The 16,945-nt window shown below is 56.6% G+C and carries 23 protein-coding genes, 1 tRNA gene and 1 pseudogene; 4 read left to right on the top strand and 21 right to left on the bottom strand.

Annotated elements, in window-relative coordinates; all coding sequences use genetic code 11:
• The 17 genes from Q0M74_RS07620 to Q0M74_RS13900 form a co-directional block, all read right to left on the bottom strand.
• On the bottom strand, window positions 1-4,011 hold a 4,011-nt coding region (locus Q0M74_RS07620), incomplete at its 3' end, for a tape measure protein (protein WP_293953068.1).
• Window positions 4,012-4,024: 13 nt separating this feature from the next.
• Complete coding sequence (locus Q0M74_RS07625) at window positions 4,025-4,408, bottom strand: hypothetical protein (protein ID WP_293953070.1); 384 nt, start codon at window positions 4,406-4,408, stop codon at window positions 4,025-4,027.
• 2 nt (window positions 4,409-4,410) lie between these two features.
• Window positions 4,411-4,779 (bottom strand): hypothetical protein, encoded by a 369-nt coding sequence (locus Q0M74_RS07630; protein WP_293953072.1) that lies wholly within the window; start codon window positions 4,777-4,779, stop codon window positions 4,411-4,413.
• Between the two features lie 93 nt (window positions 4,780-4,872).
• Entirely contained in the window at window positions 4,873-5,484 is a 612-nt protein-coding gene (locus tag Q0M74_RS07635; RefSeq protein ID WP_293953074.1) for a hypothetical protein, read from the bottom strand.
• Window positions 5,481-5,876, bottom strand: a complete 396-nt coding sequence (locus Q0M74_RS07640; protein ID WP_293953076.1) for a hypothetical protein — start codon at window positions 5,874-5,876, stop codon at window positions 5,481-5,483. Before Q0M74_RS07640 ends, Q0M74_RS07635 begins: the two co-directional genes overlap by 4 nt.
• A gap of 10 nt (window positions 5,877-5,886) precedes the next feature.
• Window positions 5,887-6,168 (bottom strand): hypothetical protein, encoded by a 282-nt coding sequence (locus Q0M74_RS07645; protein WP_293953078.1) that lies wholly within the window; start codon window positions 6,166-6,168, stop codon window positions 5,887-5,889.
• The gene (locus Q0M74_RS07650; protein ID WP_293953080.1) at window positions 6,168-6,467 is read right to left on the bottom strand and encodes a hypothetical protein; all 300 of its coding nucleotides are present in this window, start codon (window positions 6,465-6,467) and stop codon (window positions 6,168-6,170) included. The genes Q0M74_RS07645 and Q0M74_RS07650 overlap by 1 nt, the downstream gene beginning before the upstream one ends.
• Window positions 6,468-6,493: 26 nt before the next feature.
• Window positions 6,494-6,826 (bottom strand): hypothetical protein, encoded by a 333-nt coding sequence (locus Q0M74_RS07655; protein WP_293953082.1) that lies wholly within the window; start codon window positions 6,824-6,826, stop codon window positions 6,494-6,496.
• The gene (locus Q0M74_RS07660; protein ID WP_293953084.1) at window positions 6,819-7,247 is read right to left on the bottom strand and encodes a Gp19/Gp15/Gp42 family protein; all 429 of its coding nucleotides are present in this window, start codon (window positions 7,245-7,247) and stop codon (window positions 6,819-6,821) included. Before Q0M74_RS07660 ends, Q0M74_RS07655 begins: the two co-directional genes overlap by 8 nt.
• Window positions 7,248-7,258: 11 nt before the next feature.
• Window positions 7,259-7,537, bottom strand: coding sequence for a hypothetical protein (locus Q0M74_RS07665; RefSeq protein ID WP_293953086.1), 279 nt, complete (start codon window positions 7,535-7,537; stop codon window positions 7,259-7,261).
• Between the two features lie 66 nt (window positions 7,538-7,603).
• Complete coding sequence (locus Q0M74_RS07670; protein WP_293953088.1) at window positions 7,604-8,527, bottom strand: hypothetical protein; 924 nt, start codon at window positions 8,525-8,527, stop codon at window positions 7,604-7,606.
• Window positions 8,528-8,556: 29 nt separating this feature from the next.
• Window positions 8,557-8,949: a hypothetical protein gene (locus Q0M74_RS07675; protein WP_293953090.1), complete on the bottom strand. Its 393-nt coding sequence runs from the start codon at window positions 8,947-8,949 to the stop codon at window positions 8,557-8,559.
• Window positions 8,950-8,963: 14 nt separating this feature from the next.
• Window positions 8,964-10,244, bottom strand: a complete 1,281-nt coding sequence (locus tag Q0M74_RS07680; protein WP_293953092.1) for a head maturation protease, ClpP-related — start codon at window positions 10,242-10,244, stop codon at window positions 8,964-8,966.
• Window positions 10,241-11,674 carry a hypothetical protein gene (locus Q0M74_RS07685; protein ID WP_293953094.1) on the bottom strand — a complete coding sequence of 478 codons (1,434 nt, stop codon included), beginning with the start codon at window positions 11,672-11,674 and terminating at the stop codon, window positions 10,241-10,243. The genes Q0M74_RS07680 and Q0M74_RS07685 overlap by 4 nt, the downstream gene beginning before the upstream one ends.
• Before the next feature lie 14 nt (window positions 11,675-11,688).
• Window positions 11,689-13,227, bottom strand: a complete 1,539-nt coding sequence (locus Q0M74_RS07690; protein ID WP_293953096.1) for a terminase large subunit domain-containing protein — start codon at window positions 13,225-13,227, stop codon at window positions 11,689-11,691.
• 15 nt (window positions 13,228-13,242) lie between these two features.
• Complete coding sequence (locus Q0M74_RS07695) at window positions 13,243-13,551, bottom strand: terminase (protein ID WP_293953098.1); 309 nt, start codon at window positions 13,549-13,551, stop codon at window positions 13,243-13,245.
• Between the two features lie 194 nt (window positions 13,552-13,745).
• The gene (locus Q0M74_RS13900; RefSeq protein ID WP_366088027.1) at window positions 13,746-13,883 is read right to left on the bottom strand and encodes an HNH endonuclease; all 138 of its coding nucleotides are present in this window, start codon (window positions 13,881-13,883) and stop codon (window positions 13,746-13,748) included.
• Between Q0M74_RS13900 and Q0M74_RS07700 the strand changes: the two genes are divergently transcribed.
• From Q0M74_RS07700 to Q0M74_RS07710, 3 genes are all read left to right on the top strand, one after another.
• Window positions 13,815-13,997 carry a hypothetical protein gene (locus Q0M74_RS07700; protein ID WP_293953100.1) on the top strand — a complete coding sequence of 61 codons (183 nt, stop codon included), beginning with the start codon at window positions 13,815-13,817 and terminating at the stop codon, window positions 13,995-13,997. The genes Q0M74_RS13900 and Q0M74_RS07700 overlap by 69 nt on opposite strands.
• Window positions 13,998-14,613: 616 nt before the next feature.
• Window positions 14,614-14,748, top strand: a complete 135-nt coding sequence (locus tag Q0M74_RS07705; RefSeq protein ID WP_293953102.1) for a hypothetical protein — start codon at window positions 14,614-14,616, stop codon at window positions 14,746-14,748.
• A gap of 54 nt (window positions 14,749-14,802) precedes the next feature.
• Complete coding sequence (locus Q0M74_RS07710; RefSeq protein ID WP_293953104.1) at window positions 14,803-15,021, top strand: hypothetical protein; 219 nt, start codon at window positions 14,803-14,805, stop codon at window positions 15,019-15,021.
• Here the strand turns inward: Q0M74_RS07710 and Q0M74_RS13905 are convergent.
• Window positions 14,998-15,285, bottom strand: a pseudogene (locus tag Q0M74_RS13905) (RNase adapter RapZ); the annotation flags it as partial. The gene Q0M74_RS07710 and the pseudogene Q0M74_RS13905 sit on opposite strands and share 24 nt — an antisense overlap.
• A 114-nt stretch (window positions 15,286-15,399) precedes the next feature.
• Window positions 15,400-15,473, bottom strand: a tRNA-Leu gene (locus Q0M74_RS07715).
• 164 nt (window positions 15,474-15,637) lie between these two features.
• Between Q0M74_RS07715 and Q0M74_RS07720 the strand changes: the two genes are divergently transcribed.
• Entirely contained in the window at window positions 15,638-15,799 is a 162-nt protein-coding gene (locus Q0M74_RS07720) for a hypothetical protein (RefSeq protein ID WP_293953106.1), read from the top strand.
• A gap of 20 nt (window positions 15,800-15,819) precedes the next feature.
• Here the strand turns inward: Q0M74_RS07720 and Q0M74_RS07725 are convergent, their stop codons facing one another.
• On the bottom strand, window positions 15,820-16,404 hold the full coding sequence (locus tag Q0M74_RS07725; protein ID WP_293953108.1) for a hypothetical protein: 585 nt from the start codon (window positions 16,402-16,404) through the stop codon (window positions 15,820-15,822).
• A complete protein-coding gene (locus Q0M74_RS07730) occupies window positions 16,394-16,657 on the bottom strand; it encodes a hypothetical protein (protein ID WP_293953110.1) in 264 nt (87 codons plus the stop codon). Before Q0M74_RS07730 ends, Q0M74_RS07725 begins: the two co-directional genes overlap by 11 nt.
• Between the last annotated feature and the right edge of the window lie 288 nt (window positions 16,658-16,945).

Here is a 16,945-nt window from a genome sequence, read left to right on the forward strand (position 1 = left end):
ACCAGACCCCAGCGGTACGAGGCCACCCAGACCAAAAACATCCAGCACTGACGTGGCCTGAGACTCCAAATATCCACGCCCAGCAGACGCAGCATCAGGCCCGACAGCACGTGCCACATCCTGCGCCACATCCATCCACTGGATGAAAGCCTGCGTCATCTGCGGATCAAGTACCATCTCCGGTTCGATCGCAGTTTTCCTCAACCACCCCTGACCAACACCAGCCAACCCGCCAGCGTGGTAACCATCCTTGGTTGGCCAGCGACCACCAGGACCACCCCAGTCACGCTTCACTGCACCAACACCTGCAACCAGGTTCGTCAGCGGGTGGGTCGAGTCATCAGGCAACCCCTCAAAAGCGCTAGGGTACCGATTACGGACATCCCGGTAGGTTGGGTCAATGACCTGCAAAAGGCCACGGGATGGAGTGCCACGGGCCGCGTTGCTGTCCCAATTGTTCACTGCATTCGGATCACCAGTGGACTCAATCTGAATCTGCTGCAGCATCGCGTCCAGGTATTCATCCCCATACCCCATACGCTTGAGTGCCTGTGATGCCAGGCCACGCCACTGCTCAGCTCCACCACCGGAGGAACCACCAAAGGACATGAGCTTATCTGCCAAACCCTTGATATAGTCCCACGCGGACGATGCAGCCTTTTTGAGGAAAGCCGCCGGGAGTTGCCCGAACTTACCCAAGGAGTCAGCACCAGGGAACCCGGGGATCTTATCGATAACCCCATCCCACAGCCGCTTCGCCATGTTCGTGATCGACTCGAAAATCCCTCCACCACCACCGGAAAGGTCCAGCTCATCCGCGTCATAATTCAGCGGATTCAACAGACCCCAGTGCACGTGGTCAGTATGCTGGGAGTTCGTCGGCTCACCGTAATTAAACGGCTGACCAGACAACAGGTTCCTCCAGCCGTCTTCCTGCCAGTGAATCAGCTGCTCAGTCTGTCGTGGGAAGTTCGTGTAAATAGCCCTCGCCAAAGCACGCGACTCAGGGGTGGACGGGCCACCCTGAACCTGGTTAGAGAAGTCAGCAGCCTGCCCACGAGAGTGCATACCCGTATCGGTGAAGCGCCAACCCGAGGTCATCGACAGCCCTGGGAAGTGCTTATTCACAAAACCCATCATTGAATCAATGATGCCGCCCTGAGAGAAGCCACCCAGGTGCTCCAGATAATGGTGCACCCCACCCACACCACGCTGCAAAGCAACACGGTTCAGATTATTGATGGTGCCCTCACCGAGAGCATCCACGACCTCAGGGACTACAACACCCTCACCACCACGCAGGCTGATACCGAAGCGACCATCCATGGAGCGCATGTGCATGTTGTCATGGCGGGTGCGTGCACCCGGAACACGTGCTGTGCCTTCGGCGAACCCGCCGATCTTCTCAATCTTCGGCAGTTCATCGAGGCCGACAAGCCCAGCGACAGCACCCCAAGCCTCACGGATGCCACCGTAGACGTACTCGATGACGAAGTTGACCGGTTTCGCGGTCTTCTCACGGAGCCAATCGAACGCCTTGCCGATACCATCCATGGCGATCTCCGCACCTGAGCGCATCAGGTCAATCGCGGTATTGAACTTGGAGAACACATTGTCCCGAATCCAATCCCAACCAGCACCTAGAACATCCCTGACAGCGTTCCACGCGGCACCGAGGGCAGTGGTCACAACATCCCAGTTCGCTTTCACCCGGTCCGCATAAGCGTTCCAAGCGTCGAACACCGCGGTGCGGATCGTATCCCAGATCGGAAGGAACGTATCTTTGACCAATGTCCACGCTGCATTCAACGCGCCGGCGACTAGTTCCCAGTTCGCCTTCACACGGTCGATGTACCAATTCCATGCATCAAACACACCGGTTTTGATCAGCTCCCACACCGAAGTGAATCGATCAGATAGCCACTGCCAACCATCCCCAATGGAAGTAAACACCGGTTGAAGAATCGTCTCCCAAAGCCATGTAGCTGCAGCAGACAACGCATCCCACACCGGCTTAATTACGGTCTCCCAGCCAACCTTAAACGCATCAGAAAGGAGATTCCACGCAACCATGATGGGCGTCAAAACCAGGGTGCCTAAAATCGCCGCAGCATACTTACCAGCAGTGACCAGACCATCCCACACCGGCTTAATGTAATTCTCCCACCCAGCACTGAACGCCCCGGTCAGGGAATCCCAGGCCCCGGAAATCCACTCAAAGCCAGCACTAAGCTTCTCAGTGACCCAATCCCAACCCTCCCCGAGCGCGGTGGTGAATTTCTCCCACATCTCCCGCCCGGTTTCAGTCTTGGTGAAAAAATACACCAGGCCAGCAGCCAGAGCAGCCACCGCAGTCACAATAAGGCCGATCACATTGGCTTTTGTTGCCTTATTGAAAAGCTTCGTTACTGCTGTAGCAATCTTCGTGGAAGCAATATAAGCTTTCCAACCCTTCTCACCGATGAGGACAGCAGTGTTATGAGCCTTCATGCCAAGAGTCCAGAGCTTCCATGCAGTCACTGCAGTGCCGACGCTGACCGCCAAAGCTTTCAGCCATTCAGAGTTCTCGCGGATCCACTCCACGGAGACCTTGAAGCCATTGGCGATATTGTCAATGGATTTTTCTAGTGCCGGTCCGAGACGCTCAGCAAAATCCTCCATGTATGGGGCAAGCTTCTCAGAGAAGTCAGCGATCAACGGGGACAAGTGCTCACCGAGCTTATCGACGGCACCACCAATGGCTTGGAAAACAGCAGGTGCATTAGCGTAAATAGGATCAAGAAATTTAGCACCTAAACGCCCAAGGGCCGCCTGCATATTTGCAGCCGAACCGGAGAACGTCTCACCCATAGCCTGCGATGACCCGCCGACCATGTTCTCCATAATCTCGGAGAAATCCTCGAAGCTGACCTTGCCATCAGAAACCATCTTGCGGGCTTCATCGGCCGTCACGTTGTAATGCTTCTGCAGCTCCGGGAGCAGACCCAGGCCACGGTCCATCATCTGATTCATCTCATCAGTGGACAGCCGGCCACTAGACGCCATCTTCGTCCAGATGGAACCCATTTCCTGGAAGTCAGCACCCGTGATCGCGGCACTATCACCGACCAGGGACAGAATTCGGGTAAGCTCTTCACCCTGCTCAATGCCAGCGCCGGCAAAAGTCGCGGCCATAGAAGCAGCCTCACCGAAGCCATAAGCGGTACCGCTGACGGAATCCATGGCGTTGTCCATGATCTCCGCAATACCCTCAGCGGAATTACCAAGACCACCCAGCATCGTCTCCGCCTGCTCAATGGACTGCAAACGCCCAAAGCCCTTTTCAAAGGCAGTTCCGATGCTCCCAACTACCGTTGACCCAATTTTTGCGCCAACACCCAGCAGCGCACCGGTTCCGACCTTCCCCAGACCAGACATGAGCTTGTCTCCGAACCCGGCAGACTTCTCGGCAGTCTCATCTAGCTCAGTGCCCATATCCTGCAGGCTGGCGATGAAGCCCCGGGAGGACTTCTCCGCGTCCTTGTTAGCCGCATCCAGCTCACCCTGACGCTTCTCAAGGCTCTCAGCAGCACGCGCCGACTCAGTAAGAGCCTTCTCGACGCCCTCTTCGGCCTTAATCAGGTTGCGCGCTTCCCGCTCCGCAGCAGCACGCTTCCGAAGCAGCGCCTCCTCCGCTTTCTCAACCGCGGCGACACCCTTCGACTCCGACTCAGCTCGCACCCGGGCAGCAGCCTCAACAGCCTTATTGGCAGCTTCGGTCTTGAGCTTCTGCTCGGTGAGTTTCGATTCGGCGGTCTCTAGCTCTTGAGTAGACTTGAGAACACGATACTGAGCTTTTTCCGTGTTTTTCGCCGCCTGGTCCACACCATCCGTCATACTCTTGCGGATCGCATCACCAGCCTGCTTGGAGGCCTTCTGGGTGGGGCCAACCAGCTGTTTACGCAGCTCATCGGTCACGCCCAAAAGGGACGCGGAAATTGGCAAAACGGCGTAGCCGGGAGTAATCGCCATGAGAGCCTCCTATTTAGTTGGCTTGCTGGGCTCTCTGAGCCTGCAAATAAATCGTGTTATGAGCACGCGCCTCAGCGCGCTCCTGCTCAACCAGTTCCTGAAACTCGGCTTCATCCCGCCGCCTCTTAAGCGCATCCCACCGATGCCACGGGTTGCCAGTCAATGCATGGAAAACATCCCCTACAGCAGCAGACTGCTCACTGATTGGGAGCCGACCCTCAATAGCTGAGATGTAGGCGCTTTCCGGTGGGAGACTCCCCACCAGCACCATCAAACGACGCAGAGTGAGTCGGGAACATCCCCCACCAGCCCGGTATCGATCCCGGTAATCAACCTGGTAAAAACGCTGGAAGTCAGCCTCCAGTAGATCCTCATGCTCACGAATCATCGTGAGCATTGCTAGTTTTTTACGCCACGCTCCTCAGACCACGCAGCAACAACCTTGCCCAGCTCTTCCACGTCAGCGCCGACAGAAAACAGGTACATCAGCTGATCCTCACCGACAAGCTGCTCCAGAAGTGACACCATGTACTTCTCTGCGTACTGCGGCTTAGAGATCATCGCGAGAGATCCGGGCGGGTTGTCGCGTTCCCACTTGTCTTCAAGCTCGATTTCTTCACCGTCGATTTCCACAGTGAATGTGCGCGGGCCAATGGCGTCGGTTTCTTCTGCCTGAATTTCCTGCTCCGCTGGGGTTGGGGTGATACCCTCATCCTCAACAATTTCAGGTTCAGCAGGCTTAGTAGTGCTCTTCTTTGCAGCAGTCATGGCAGACCCTTTCATTTTTAGTTATCAAAAGTTTGTGGGCAGGCAAAGGTGCTCGGGCGGCCTGCCACGGTTATTCCCGAGCACCGGGTAAAACTACGCAGCTTCGATACGAATTGGATCCAGAGGAGTCACAATCGCAGCATCATCCGCACGAATAATCAGCTGGTCATAAAGACCCTCATCGTCACCCATGGGGATCTCAAACGTGATCTCAGCACTTGCGGCACCATCGTCAGCACGAGACTGACCTGCGGTGGAATACGCGGTCGCGAACTCACGGCTGATCTCGATGTATTTATCGCCCCAGGAGTTAGTGGACTCGAACGCGACAATGACCTCAGCGTCACGCAGCGGGGCCATCAGCACACTGGCACCCTCTTCGACGTACTCGGAGCCGGGGTGCATAATCGCAAAGCTCGTCGCGTTGTCTTCGAGAGCCGTTACAACTCGCACATCCTTTGTGAAGTCAATGTTGTTCATGATGAACTCATTGCCGAATGCGTTGATCGGATCGCGGGTGATTTCCGGTGCGCGGTTCATGTTGGAACCCGACGCCATCACACCAACATACCCCCACACCAGCGGGTCGAAAGTGCCATCAGCACCAACCTTCGCGTCAGCTTCGGTGGCGGTGAAAACACGAATCTTCTTCCAAATATTGATATTGCGCTTACGAGCAGAAGCTGGACCCATAGGAACAGTCATTGCAATAACCTTTCATTTTTTGGTGAAGCAGCAACCACCGTGATCGCTGCCAAAAAGCCTTTAGTGGCATCATCCGGGGCTGTGATCAACCCAGGGCCGGGGGAAATGGAAAAACCCCAGTCAATGCTGGGGCTTAGGAGTAGTCCATCGATCAGGACTGCGAGGTCACGGGCCACGGGTTCATACCCCGCGTACACCGTGATGTGCACGTTTTCGGAGTCGGTGACGCTACTTCCCCCGGGGGAACCCGCACTGATGACCGTGACATACGGATCAGTGAATGGATCCATCCCAGGGTTGGTTTGAGCCAGGAACCGGTGATCGGGGAGCAATACGCGCAGCCCACGCCGGATGATTTCAGGGGCATTGCGTTGCTCGAAAATGCTGACCATCACAACCCCCTTATCTTGGTGGGTATCGGACGACGCTTAAGCCCTGATTCGCTGCAGCTTTCGTGAGAGTCCCATGCTTCGCCTGCATTGCAGCTCCCTTAGCCTCAGCTAAAGCAACCATCGCCACAGGCCTGCCCTCGTAGTCACGCTTCATCATCACGGTCGTATCCACACCAGTGATTGAACTGGCAACAGCATTGCCAGCTTCCTCCACCGCCGGGTACGTCATCTCGAGGACTTCCTCAAACCATTCGTCAGGAATGTCCAACCAGATACCGTCATTCTTAGCCATCACAAATCATCCTCGATTGTGCGAATCAATCGGCGCAGCGCATCCTGCGGGGTATGCCCGTCATATTCAACGGGCAGTTCACGCTCAGGAACGTCGAATAGATGCCAATGCTTAGCGGGATAGTGGTTAGTGATGAGACCCCATCGGGTGGTGGCACAGACGATGAACCAGCCGCCACCAAAGCACAACTCGCCGTCTGAGTGCTTCCATGACTTATGAACATCGTGGATGCCGTCCCATGCCCATTTGTTGAAGAGCAGCGCGTTATAAGCCATGCGGTAGTCGTATAGCTCATCCATGCTGTGGTAACCATCGTTTTCAGCCATCAGCCGGCACCCCTCACACAGTCGAAAACGACACCAGGACGATGACGAGACAGAACCGGGCGTCGATTCTGCGACCAATCCCACGCAGTCGCCAGCACGTGATACGTCAACCCACGGATCTTCACACGATCACCAGGGTTCACAGACTCCCCCGGGTGCGCCCAGACCCGTAGTGCATCACGCACACCCTGCCTGTCATCCTCAGCGATCTCATCGAGGGACAGTGGCTGCACAGTCTTGATCTGCACTGGACGATCAGGGGCCCCCGGGATCGGGTAACCATCATCATCGCGACCACCACCGGACCCGAGCACAATAATTTGTTCAGCCACGGTGGATCCGCTCCGGCCATCGACGAGGGAACGGGAACCTCCCACGAGGCAACCCACCACCGAGACCTAAATCAATCTTCTGCTGATCGGTCAGTCGCACACCACCGAATGACACGGCGTTAACATCCGCATAGGTGATGCTGTCTGATTCCTGACCAGTCGAGGACGTAGCAGTCCTCACGCCAGCATTCGGGCCGATGATGATCGCAGCGGACACCATCTCCCGGATGACATCCTCAGCCTCCGACTCAAGCCATCGACTAGTGACTAATGCTGCATCGAAATCGCGGCCAGCTTTCAGGAAAGCCCGCCTGATCTTGTCCTCAGCATCACCGATCAGCAGCTGGATTCGGTCGTGGGTTAGTGGGTCAGGGCGTGGATCCAGCCGCGACACCACATCATCAACTGTCACAAGTGCCACGGCCAACCTCCTTAAAGGTCTCGGATAGCCTTAACCAACTGCGCACGGGAAAGGCCCTTAGGGTCAATACCGTGCTTGGTGGCGTACTCGCGCTGCTTCTCGATACTGTCCGTAGGCTTCGGCTTACCGGTAGCATTACCCGGCGCGGTGGTTGGCTCGTCAACAACATCCACATCAGCGACAACCGCAGGTTCGGGATCACGTTCAGCATCAGGTTCAACAACCTCATCCTCAACGAAAACACCCTGCCCACGGAACCGCTCAAACATGGACTCATCAATCTCAACCACCTGCCCCGGCTTACAAATAGGCGTACGCGGAGCCAACCGCATCGCCTTCACCAGAACCACCTTCACTTAAACCACCGCGCCCGTGATCTTCACAACGGACTTCGGGTTGTCAATGATGAAGTTACGACGGTGAACAGCATCGGAGCGGTAAGACATGTTCGCACCACCCAGGGTGGACTCACCACGCTCAGCGTAGAAGTCCGTGATCTGGCGTTCCTCACGCTGAGCACGAGCACCAGTGACACCCTCATTACCGAGGTACAGGGTGCCCTTCGGAACGGAGAAGTCAGACACAAGCTGGATCTGACCGAACAGCAGTGGCTGATCAGCGATAGCCTTGAACAGTGGGTTCTGGGAAGCCATGTCGCCGATGTACAGCTTCAGCATCTCAGGGTCACGCTTGATCACAGTCAGGGTCATTGGGTTGGCCCACAGCACGTTCGGAATGTACTCGTAGTAGTGGCCTTCCTCATCCTCAGCACCGAGGATGAGCTCCTGGGCGTCAAGGAGATCAGCGGAAGCGTTACCACCATTGTTCCACGGGGTAGTCACCTGCAGCTCCTGGGTCGGGGCGGAATCCAGTGCTGCCAGAGCATCACGCGCATCCTTGCGAAGCAGGGTGTTCTGGCGGGCAGTCAGCTCACGCAGAACAGCATCCGCATCATTGTCATTGCGCTGCTCCCACGACACACGAATACCGATACCGGACTTCTCAATCGGCTTGGTCAGCCACTCACCGGCAGTCGGATCAGAAACCGGGATCTCACCGTACTCGGCAACGTTCTCCACCTCATCCTCAAGGTAAGTGGCGGTTGCTTCGCGGTACGCGATCACATTGGAATTGACAGTCAAATCACGGAAGAACAGGCGCGGGGCCTCTTCGCCGTTGAATGACTCCTTGAAAATTTCCGGCAGGAAACTTGGGTTTGCCAGCATCTCATCAACGGACAGTCCATTGAGCTGATCGAATGCAGAGTTAATAGTTGCCATGGTGCAATTCTCCTATCTAGGTTTTTCTGCTAAACGCCAGCAGGAGCGGCGGGAAGCTGATTGAGGACGGTCACAACACGAGTGCCGTCACCGTCACGGGCGGCCACACCGACGAGGACAGTGCCGGTGGCAGCTGCTTCACCGTTGGCTGCTGCATACACAGCAGCCCCAGCCTTGATCGCAGCGGCGTCACCACCAGCGACGGTCAGCTTCACAGCGGACGTGCCATAGTGAACTGCAACGGTAGTTGGCAGGGCATTGTTAGCTGGATCGGCCTTCTCAGTGACAGCACCGAACACCGGGCCAGCAGCACCCGCGTATTCAAGGGCACCATCAGCGTTGACCGCCACGAGCCGGAACTTTTCGAGAGCGATAGCAGCGGGGAAAGAAATAGGGCCAGAAACAAAAGTTGGGTTAGACATGAGATCTCCTCGATCTACTTAGCGCCGGAACGACGGGACTTGGCAAGCTCCAGGAGCGCTTCGGCACTTGGAACGTTGGGGGTTTCACCAGCATTCGCGTCACGGCCGTAACCGATCTCGCCACGCGGGATAGTGTTCTTCGGATTCGCACCATAAAGGTCACGAGCAGTAGCAGGGTCACGCTTGATCGCAGCGACAGCTTTAGACCGCAGGGAAGCGGAAATACGACCATCCTTAATCCACGTATCAACCTCGGTCACGAGGTCGGTTTCCTTTTTGGCTTCCATTGCTGACCAACCGAACTGGGCAGCAGCTTTCAGCTCCTCATAGGTATCAATATCCAGAACCTTCTTGTTGACCAGTGGCTCACTGGAAACAGGTGCTGGCGGGGCAACCTCACCTGCAGGTGACTCCGGGTCATCGTCGCCCTCATCGACGGTACCCACACCATCACCGACTGGTGCAACATCCTCACCTTCTGCAGGTTCGGCAGGCTTGTCGCCGATGACCGGCTCCACCTTGATCCGTTCCGTCGGCACGATCTTCACATCATCCGGGTACGACACCTCGACCTCACCGGAGATCGGGACAGTCTCATTCTTAAGACGTGCGAGAGCTGTCTTAAGCTCCCCCGCATCCCAGCCCAGTTCCTGGGCGAGAGCCTTCAAACTCATTGTGGTCTCCTTTTCTCGCCCCACCGGGGCTTGATTAATGGGGGCAGGCGCAGACCGCCGACCCGAGTACTTGTAGTGCGCCACCATCCGGGGCGCGTACGATGCCGCCACCGGTTCCGACTCTGACGTGGCGCGGGCATCCCTGATCTCATCGACCAGGCCAGCATCAAGAGCCTCCTGTGCCGAATACCAGGTCTCCGCCCGCATCCGATCACGCCACTCATCAGAGGTGCCACCGGCGCGGGCGGTGTATACCTCGGCGATGTTCTGCGATGCCCGGTTAAGGTCCTCGACCTTCTTGGACAAGTCAGCAGCGTTACCATCGGCCCACGTCCACGCCTCATGGATCATGACTTCCGCGTTCGGGCGGACGACGACATGGCTGGCGCCACCGCAGGCGATGACCGACGCTGCCGACGCTGCCAGCCCCTCGATGATGACCGTGACCTGGCCGTCATGGGCACGCAGCGCATTCATCACAGCGATACCTTCGTAGACATCCCCGCCGCCGGAATTCAGGCGGACGGACACATCCTCCCCGGCCATGCTGGTCAGGTAATTGATGACATCCTGGGCTTTAATCTCCCAGCCGACCTCACCGAAAAGTAACAATTCACTCACGGTACGGTCACCTCCTTCAAGTGGTCCATGATCTGGACCGTGTCGTTTTTCACCCGGCGATACCGGGCGTTTACTTCCGCAGTACGCTCCACATCATCAACCGTCATCAACTCCCCCTGATCACCCGGCGCGGTGCCAGGTTCCGGATCTTTAAGCGCCACACCCATTTGATCTTCGAGGTCTGCACGATCCTTCTTTGACTGCAGGGCATCGGAGAGTTTCTGCTTCGGCGGGAGCGTCCAGCGTCGGCGCAGGTCCTCTTCCAGATCCTTGTCGGGGAAGATTGACTTGGAGTTAACCAAGCCCGCGAGATCGCCTGGGGTGATCTCCTTCTTAGATGCGATCGGATCAAATACCAACTGCGGCATCAGTCCGTTGTGTTCAGGGAATGCCACACGCACGAGGTCTTCTACTACATGCTGTGTGGCAACGTCTTGCACCCATTCAGCCATTGTCTGCAGGGATTGCACGAGGAGGTCATTCTGGGTACTGGCAAGTGCGTACGCACCGCCCTTGCCATCCAAGTTGAGGACGTGAGCCATGACCGAACGCGCCATCATGTTGTCGTGGTACGCGATCGCCTCACGCGGGGAAATCAGCTGCCCCGACGTGCCCTTCACGTCCAGCTTCGCACCCGCGGGGATCGACGCGCCAGAGGACTCACCCGACCGGAACCCCTCAACAATCTCTTGGCCCTTCTCAAGGTCACCATCAGGATCATTCGAGAACTCACTACCGGTATAGACCGGGACACCCATACCGTTTCGGTCCAAGGTGTTGAGCTCCAGTCGCAACAGGCTATCCTTGATAACCCAGTTCTTATACGCAGGGCGCAGGATTGAGCGCCCAACCCACTGTCCACCCATGTCATCGAAGCAATATGCGACCAGCCGGTTCACCGGGATTTTCGGGGTGTGAGACTTCTTCCCCACACCTGATGCCTGCTGCTCGATGGACTCCAAGCCACCATCGTCAGCGACGTTGATTTTCGTCAGGGTCCCAGGCCACCGCGGGGCGAGCTTGCGGAGATGCTCCCGCCCATCCGGGCCAACCTCATACACCTGCTCAAAGAACATATGGCCGAAGATCAGCGCGTACAAGGCCTGCTCGAGGTGCTTCTCCCACGACACACGGCCAGCACGCGGGGAAAGAGGCTTATGGGGATCATCACCACGGACGCGAAGGCGTAAATCCTCCGCAACATGTGCGACCACCTCATCCGGTGCACCATTCGGATCCAGCTGCCAATTCGCACGACGAATAGGCAAAGACACTGCACGGAAAATCGCCGTGACCTGAGCATCCTCACGCAACATCTTCGCAAACGTCTGCGCAGACCGCGGGAACACCAACGCCCGGTTATCTTCCTCCAGCGCACGATTCCTCGCCGGACGAGCATAACCAACCTCACGAGAGGTGCTTTCAACCATGATCCCACCTCCCTCTAGAACTGCATCACAGCAGCATAATTAGTCTTCTTCGCAGGACGAGCCGACCCAACAAACTTCTTCTTCTGCACCACTGAAACATCCTCAGGTTCGGAGAACTCCTGCAACGCCCACACCGCAGCCATAGCAGCATCCAAGATCGACACGTCACCACTAAAACGCTCCAACGCCCGATACTTACCCTGACGCGACCGTTCAGTAGCCACCCGCCACGCATCCACCCAACGCGGATCACCATCGTGCTTAACCCGACCCTCAGCCCACAACCGCATAAACAACTCATACGACTGCGAAACCTGCGAACCGTTCATCTCCTCCGGATAAATACCACGCTTCATCAACGGCTGGATAAGCGTCGAACAAGCCCCCGAAGGATCCATAGCAGCAGCCAACGGTGGAGCCGACGAATTAGCCTCAGTCGCAGCACACACCGCATCAACCAACACACCACGATCAAACTGCGTCAAAGGATGAACCGCCAAAATAACAACATCCCCCTCAAACGCCGCGACCACCAACGCAGCACCCACACCATCAGGAGTTACCCCAACACCCAACGTCGAATCAGGATCATCACGCGTCACCATGCCCACGGAAACCCCCCACTCATTCAAATCAACTAGCGGCTCAGCACCAACCAGATCAGAATCACGCGGCACCCAATTCCCCTGCGCCAACGTCTCAACCTTGAACGAATCCAACATCACCTGAGACTTCTTAGCCCCAAGCGCCTCATCCTCAATATCTTCAAGCAACGCCCCCGGGCCCTCATCAACCAGCGAAGGATTACACTTCGCCCACGTTGACTGCGCAAACGGATCATCATCATCATCCGGCGACCACTCTTTAAACAACGTCCTCGGCGCACCATCAATCGCAGCCCATCGCTTCGCTGAAAAGATCGCACCGTGATCATGCTCTTCAGTATTGACCGGAGAAGAAATGTAGATCGTCTGCGCGTTCTCCTGCGCACGCGTCAACTTCGATAACGAGTTGTACGTTTCCTTTGGAAGGTCAAAACACTCATCCAAGATCAACAACTCAACCGACAAACCACGACCCGACTTCTTCGTCCTGGTACGGAAGTAAATCATCGCACCGTTCGGAAAGCTGATCGCTTCCTTGCCATTGCCAGTGGTCTTACGAGGAACCCCCAGCCCCTCATCTTCCCACCACGACATCAATCCATCGTGATCCTCGATGACTTCCCACAAGCGCTTCTGTGCATCAATCGCGGTATCCATGAAGTGCGCCGAGTGGAAGATCGTCTTCTCCCCGAACAGGTAGATCCCGGCCAGCTCACGCGCCACCAGGATTTCACCCTTGCCATTCTGTCGGGCAACAACCCCAATAGCATTACGGGCCGCCCACATTTCCTTCTCGTTGGTAAGGCATAAATCCCGCAAGAAGTCTTCCTGCCATGGGTATAGCGTCAGCCCGCACCACCGGACGAATGCAACTGCCTTATCACCACGCTCACGATCCCCCTCCGGGATACTTGATAAACGCGGTTTCTGCACCCCAAGAAGCGCCACCCGACACCTCCTTGACTACACGACTTTGAACCCCCCGAATTTGTCCGCCTGCGGCTTAACGACGTTCTGCTCACCGAACAAATCAGGACGATCCTTCACCCACCCACGCAACTCCGCAGAAGCACCACGCTCAACCTTCACCGCCGGATGCTCAATGGGCACGCCACGATCATTGGAGGCAACGATTCCATCCTCCGAAATGACCTTCTCTGCTTCCCGAACGCGCTTAATCAACGCGGAAACCGTTTTGACCGCTTCATAATCAAACCCAATCAAGTTGCGACCTTGGGACAACTTCCGCTCCAAGTCCTCAAAACTAGCCACAAAGCCACCGCCTAACTATCAGATATGCCCATGACCTGCACAAACGTTGTGTACGTTCCGGCGAGCCGCTCGGAGAGGGAGAGTTTCACGCAAGGAAAATGGGCGGGGCGAAAACCCCAACCGCCTCAGGAAAACAGCCAGCGGGCATCGCCAACGGTCTCCATTGATCCACATTGCCTATCAAGTGGCGCTATCTAGGCGGCGACAATCTCGCAATCAAGTGGCTTCACGCCTCTACGGACGTTGCATATCCAGTGCGCTGCTTGAACATTGTCCATCGTGTGGGATCCTCCATGGCTGATTGGGGTGATGTGATCAAGGCTGGCGCTCATCCGGTCGGGGTACTTGACATGAGGGTTGATTGCTTCACCGCATATGCCACAGATCCACCGATCGCGCTCGTAGACGGTTTTGCGCACGATGGTTTCATGCCTGACCTTCCGTAGTCGGGCCCGTCGCCTATCGCTGCGGGTGGTGTCGGTTCGTGTTGTGTATTGAGTGGCACATTCATCGGAGCAGGTGCGTTTCATCGGTTGGTTCGACTCGAACAGATTGTTGCATATCGCGCAGCATAGAATGGGGATCTGATTCCCGGTGAGCCCTCTGGTCTTTTCGCCCCAATCCTTAGGGCGGGGTGCATGGTCTGGATTGTCGAGAACTCGTCGTGTCCTGTCCCTGCATTCCGCCGAGCAATACACGTTGATACTTGATGATGGTTGGAACTCCGTTGCGCAGAATGTGCAACGCCTAGTCTTGGGGATGACCACATTGTTTCGTCTACGATACCGTTCTGCCGATCGGACGCAGGCGCACGTTTTGCAGTATTGGTGGTACCCACTGCTTCGGCTCTTGTCTTTATAGAACTCGGTGGAGGGTTTCGCCTTGCCACAGTCTTTGCAGGTTAGTGTATGGTTATTCATGTCGAGCTACCTCAATTAGTTCGGCCACGCACCCGGATTGTTAGCGCAATCGCGGGTGCCTTATTGTTCCTATCTTACCAGGTCATGCCCATTTGAACCATGTTGTAGGGCTGTGCAAATCTGGTGTTTTCGGCTCATCCAAGTGGCGATCATCGATGCCGCCACCTTTCAGCCTGATTGGGAGCATCTCGAATGCATCTTCCGCACCGAGGATTGGCCGGCGGTGGTCTCGGTCTCCACCATGTCCACGTTGCTCATTGCATGCACCGTGGAGTAACCGATCCGCTAACACGTTGGGGCCTGCGAACTTACGTGATTCACTATGGTCCGCATGGAGATCATGTGTGCGATCCATTGGGCGTCCGCACCACCAGCAGGGTGTGCCGTCTATGAGTTGGGCATTGAGGCGTTGGCGTTGGCGTTGGTGTCTACTGCCCATGCCGTCGTTGCCTCGGGGCTTACGGGGCTTGCCGAGTTCCCGGTGCTTGACGTTGGCTGGTTGCCCTTGGGTTTCGAGGGCTTGTGCGATGGCTTCGGCGATCATGACTGATCGGTGTTTGCCAGCTGCACAGGTTGTCGTAACGGTGTCTGGCCGAGTGTTGAGGATCAGGCGGACTTGCCGGTCAATGAAGTCTTGGACGCCTGGTTGGTTTAGTAGCCAGTCTTTCACCATGTGGTCACGTCCGTCGCGTGGGCGTAGCGCGGGCACTTGGTGCGGGTTGGGTAAGTCTGCGCAATGGATCATGAGGTCTGATTTTGTTGCGCGTTTTTGGGTGCATGAGGTGATGGTGATCAGCTCTCTCACCTCCCACATATTCAGTTATAAATGTTTGTGCCCTGTCCCGACGATCGGGTTGTCTTCACTCATGACCGGCACGATGGCCGGGATCTGGTGATCGTGTGTGTTGGTCGTGGGTCAGGGACTTAGTGCTTCTCCCGGGGGTCGAACCCGGACTGTCCGCATTTTGAGTGCGGGGCCTCTGCCGATTGGGCTAGAGAAGCAGATAACCCACCGCTTGAGGTCTGATGAGATCAGAGGCGGTAGGTGGCTTATCGGCCCGTGTCGTGGGCTAGCCGGACCAATTTACTCTGTAATGGCAAAACCCCTGTGCCTCGCGATGAGGTACAGGGGTTGCTCTGGGTGCCATGATACACGAAGGCGACGGGTGAATCTATACCCGCTGGATGAGGATGATTCCGAACCCCATGAGCCAGGTCAGCATGACTACATGAAGGGCAAGATTGAACAGGGTGGTCCGGCCATGTTGTATGAGCATTCCAATCCTGACGGCTACCCCGTAGGAGGCCAGGATGAGCAGGACGCCTAGGGGCACTATCAACTGGTCGTTCATGGTGTGGCCTTCTTCTCGTAGTGGTGGATGAACTGGAGGAGCTTGTAACCATTTCGACCGTCGGTGAACTTGCACATGTCGAATTCGTTGTAGACCGCGACATCGCGGGCCTGACGGTTGGTGACCTGGTGCCCACGCTGGGTGAGGTTGCGGGTGATGGTTTCGATGTCGACGTACTTCTCGGGCTGCTTGATCAGCGTGGCCACTTCGGGTGGGTTGACTCGCTTGTTGATCTGGCGGGCCTGGTCGTGGATCTCTTCGAGGAGGTCCGGGGCAACGTCTAGTTCGCTGATGGCCTGGGCGTTGAAGGCGATGAATGAGCAGAGCCGGGGCCCGTGCTTGGTGAGGATCAGCGTGGGGCGGATATGGTTGGCGACCTCACGTACCATCTCGAACAACCTCGATGTGAGTTCCTCGTCCAGGCTGATGATCGCGTCAGGTGCCGGTGGGCGTGGTCCAGGTGCCGGCCGCATCGTGCGCTCACCCCGTGGCTGATTGCTGGAAAACTTTGCGGCGTCAAGAGCGACGTAAAGCTTGAGCAGGTCTTTCGCAGCGTCCCTTAGTGCGAACTCATCCGTCATGATTAACCCCCTGGGTTTTCATCCGCTCCACGTTTTCGCGAACCTCCCGCTCCATGTACATGCCCACGATTTCTTCCAGTTCTTCCACGCGGCGCATGAGGTGATGGTTGATGTCAATGAGCTTGTCCATGCTGCTGGTCGGCACACCTGGTGAATCATCGGGGAAGGTGGCCATGAGGGACTCCCCTGGTTGCAGTGGCGGGAGCGCTGCCGGCGGTTCTGTTTCGTATGTGTGCGTGCGGTGCTTTCTCATGCTCCCTCCTGAGTGATGGTGAGGGGCCGTGAGATGTCCAACCCAGCGAACTGGGATGCTGGGATAGCTATCAGTACGGCGACTGCATGGGGATTGTTTAATGGGCTTGGGGCCGACCACTCGATCTTTTCGACCCTCGCAGTGGCTTCATATCTGGTCATGGTGTCTCCTTCATTGAAGAAGCCCCGCATGTGGTGTGCGGGGCTGAGAGTAGTTTCGTCAGGGTCTCTGCGGTCATCGTGACCCACTGCTCCCCGGGGTCTGCGGTGCCCCTGCGCTTATGGATGA

Origin of the sequence: uncultured Corynebacterium sp. (assembly GCF_945649885.1) — a bacterium.
Taxonomy (GTDB): Bacteria; Actinomycetota; Actinomycetes; order Mycobacteriales; family Mycobacteriaceae; genus Corynebacterium.

Excerpts from the sequence above, each read along its gene's own strand:
- Q0M74_RS07625 (WP_293953070.1), bottom strand. The coding sequence starts at position 4,408 with ATGCTCACGATGATTCGTGAGCATGAGGATCTACTGGAGGCTGACTTC.
- Q0M74_RS07630 (WP_293953072.1), bottom strand. The coding sequence starts at position 4,779 with ATGACTGCTGCAAAGAAGAGCACTACTAAGCCTGCTGAACCTGAAATT.
- Q0M74_RS07635 (WP_293953074.1), bottom strand. The coding sequence starts at position 5,484 with ATGACTGTTCCTATGGGTCCAGCTTCTGCTCGTAAGCGCAATATCAAT.
- Q0M74_RS07640 (WP_293953076.1), bottom strand. The coding sequence starts at position 5,876 with ATGGTCAGCATTTTCGAGCAACGCAATGCCCCTGAAATCATCCGGCGT.
- Q0M74_RS07645 (WP_293953078.1), bottom strand. The coding sequence starts at position 6,168 with ATGGCTAAGAATGACGGTATCTGGTTGGACATTCCTGACGAATGGTTT.
- Q0M74_RS07650 (WP_293953080.1), bottom strand. The coding sequence starts at position 6,467 with ATGGATGAGCTATACGACTACCGCATGGCTTATAACGCGCTGCTCTTC.
- Q0M74_RS07670 (WP_293953088.1), bottom strand. The coding sequence starts at position 8,527 with ATGGCAACTATTAACTCTGCATTCGATCAGCTCAATGGACTGTCCGTT.
- Q0M74_RS07675 (WP_293953090.1), bottom strand. The coding sequence starts at position 8,949 with ATGTCTAACCCAACTTTTGTTTCTGGCCCTATTTCTTTCCCCGCTGCT.
- Q0M74_RS07685 (WP_293953094.1), bottom strand. The coding sequence starts at position 11,674 with ATGGTTGAAAGCACCTCTCGTGAGGTTGGTTATGCTCGTCCGGCGAGG.
- Q0M74_RS13900 (WP_366088027.1), bottom strand. The coding sequence starts at position 13,883 with ATGAGCGCCAGCCTTGATCACATCACCCCAATCAGCCATGGAGGATCC.
- Q0M74_RS07710 (WP_293953104.1), top strand. The coding sequence starts at position 14,803 with ATGGAGATCATGTGTGCGATCCATTGGGCGTCCGCACCACCAGCAGGG.
- Q0M74_RS07725 (WP_293953108.1), bottom strand. The coding sequence starts at position 16,404 with ATGACGGATGAGTTCGCACTAAGGGACGCTGCGAAAGACCTGCTCAAG.
- Q0M74_RS07730 (WP_293953110.1), bottom strand. The coding sequence starts at position 16,657 with ATGAGAAAGCACCGCACGCACACATACGAAACAGAACCGCCGGCAGCG.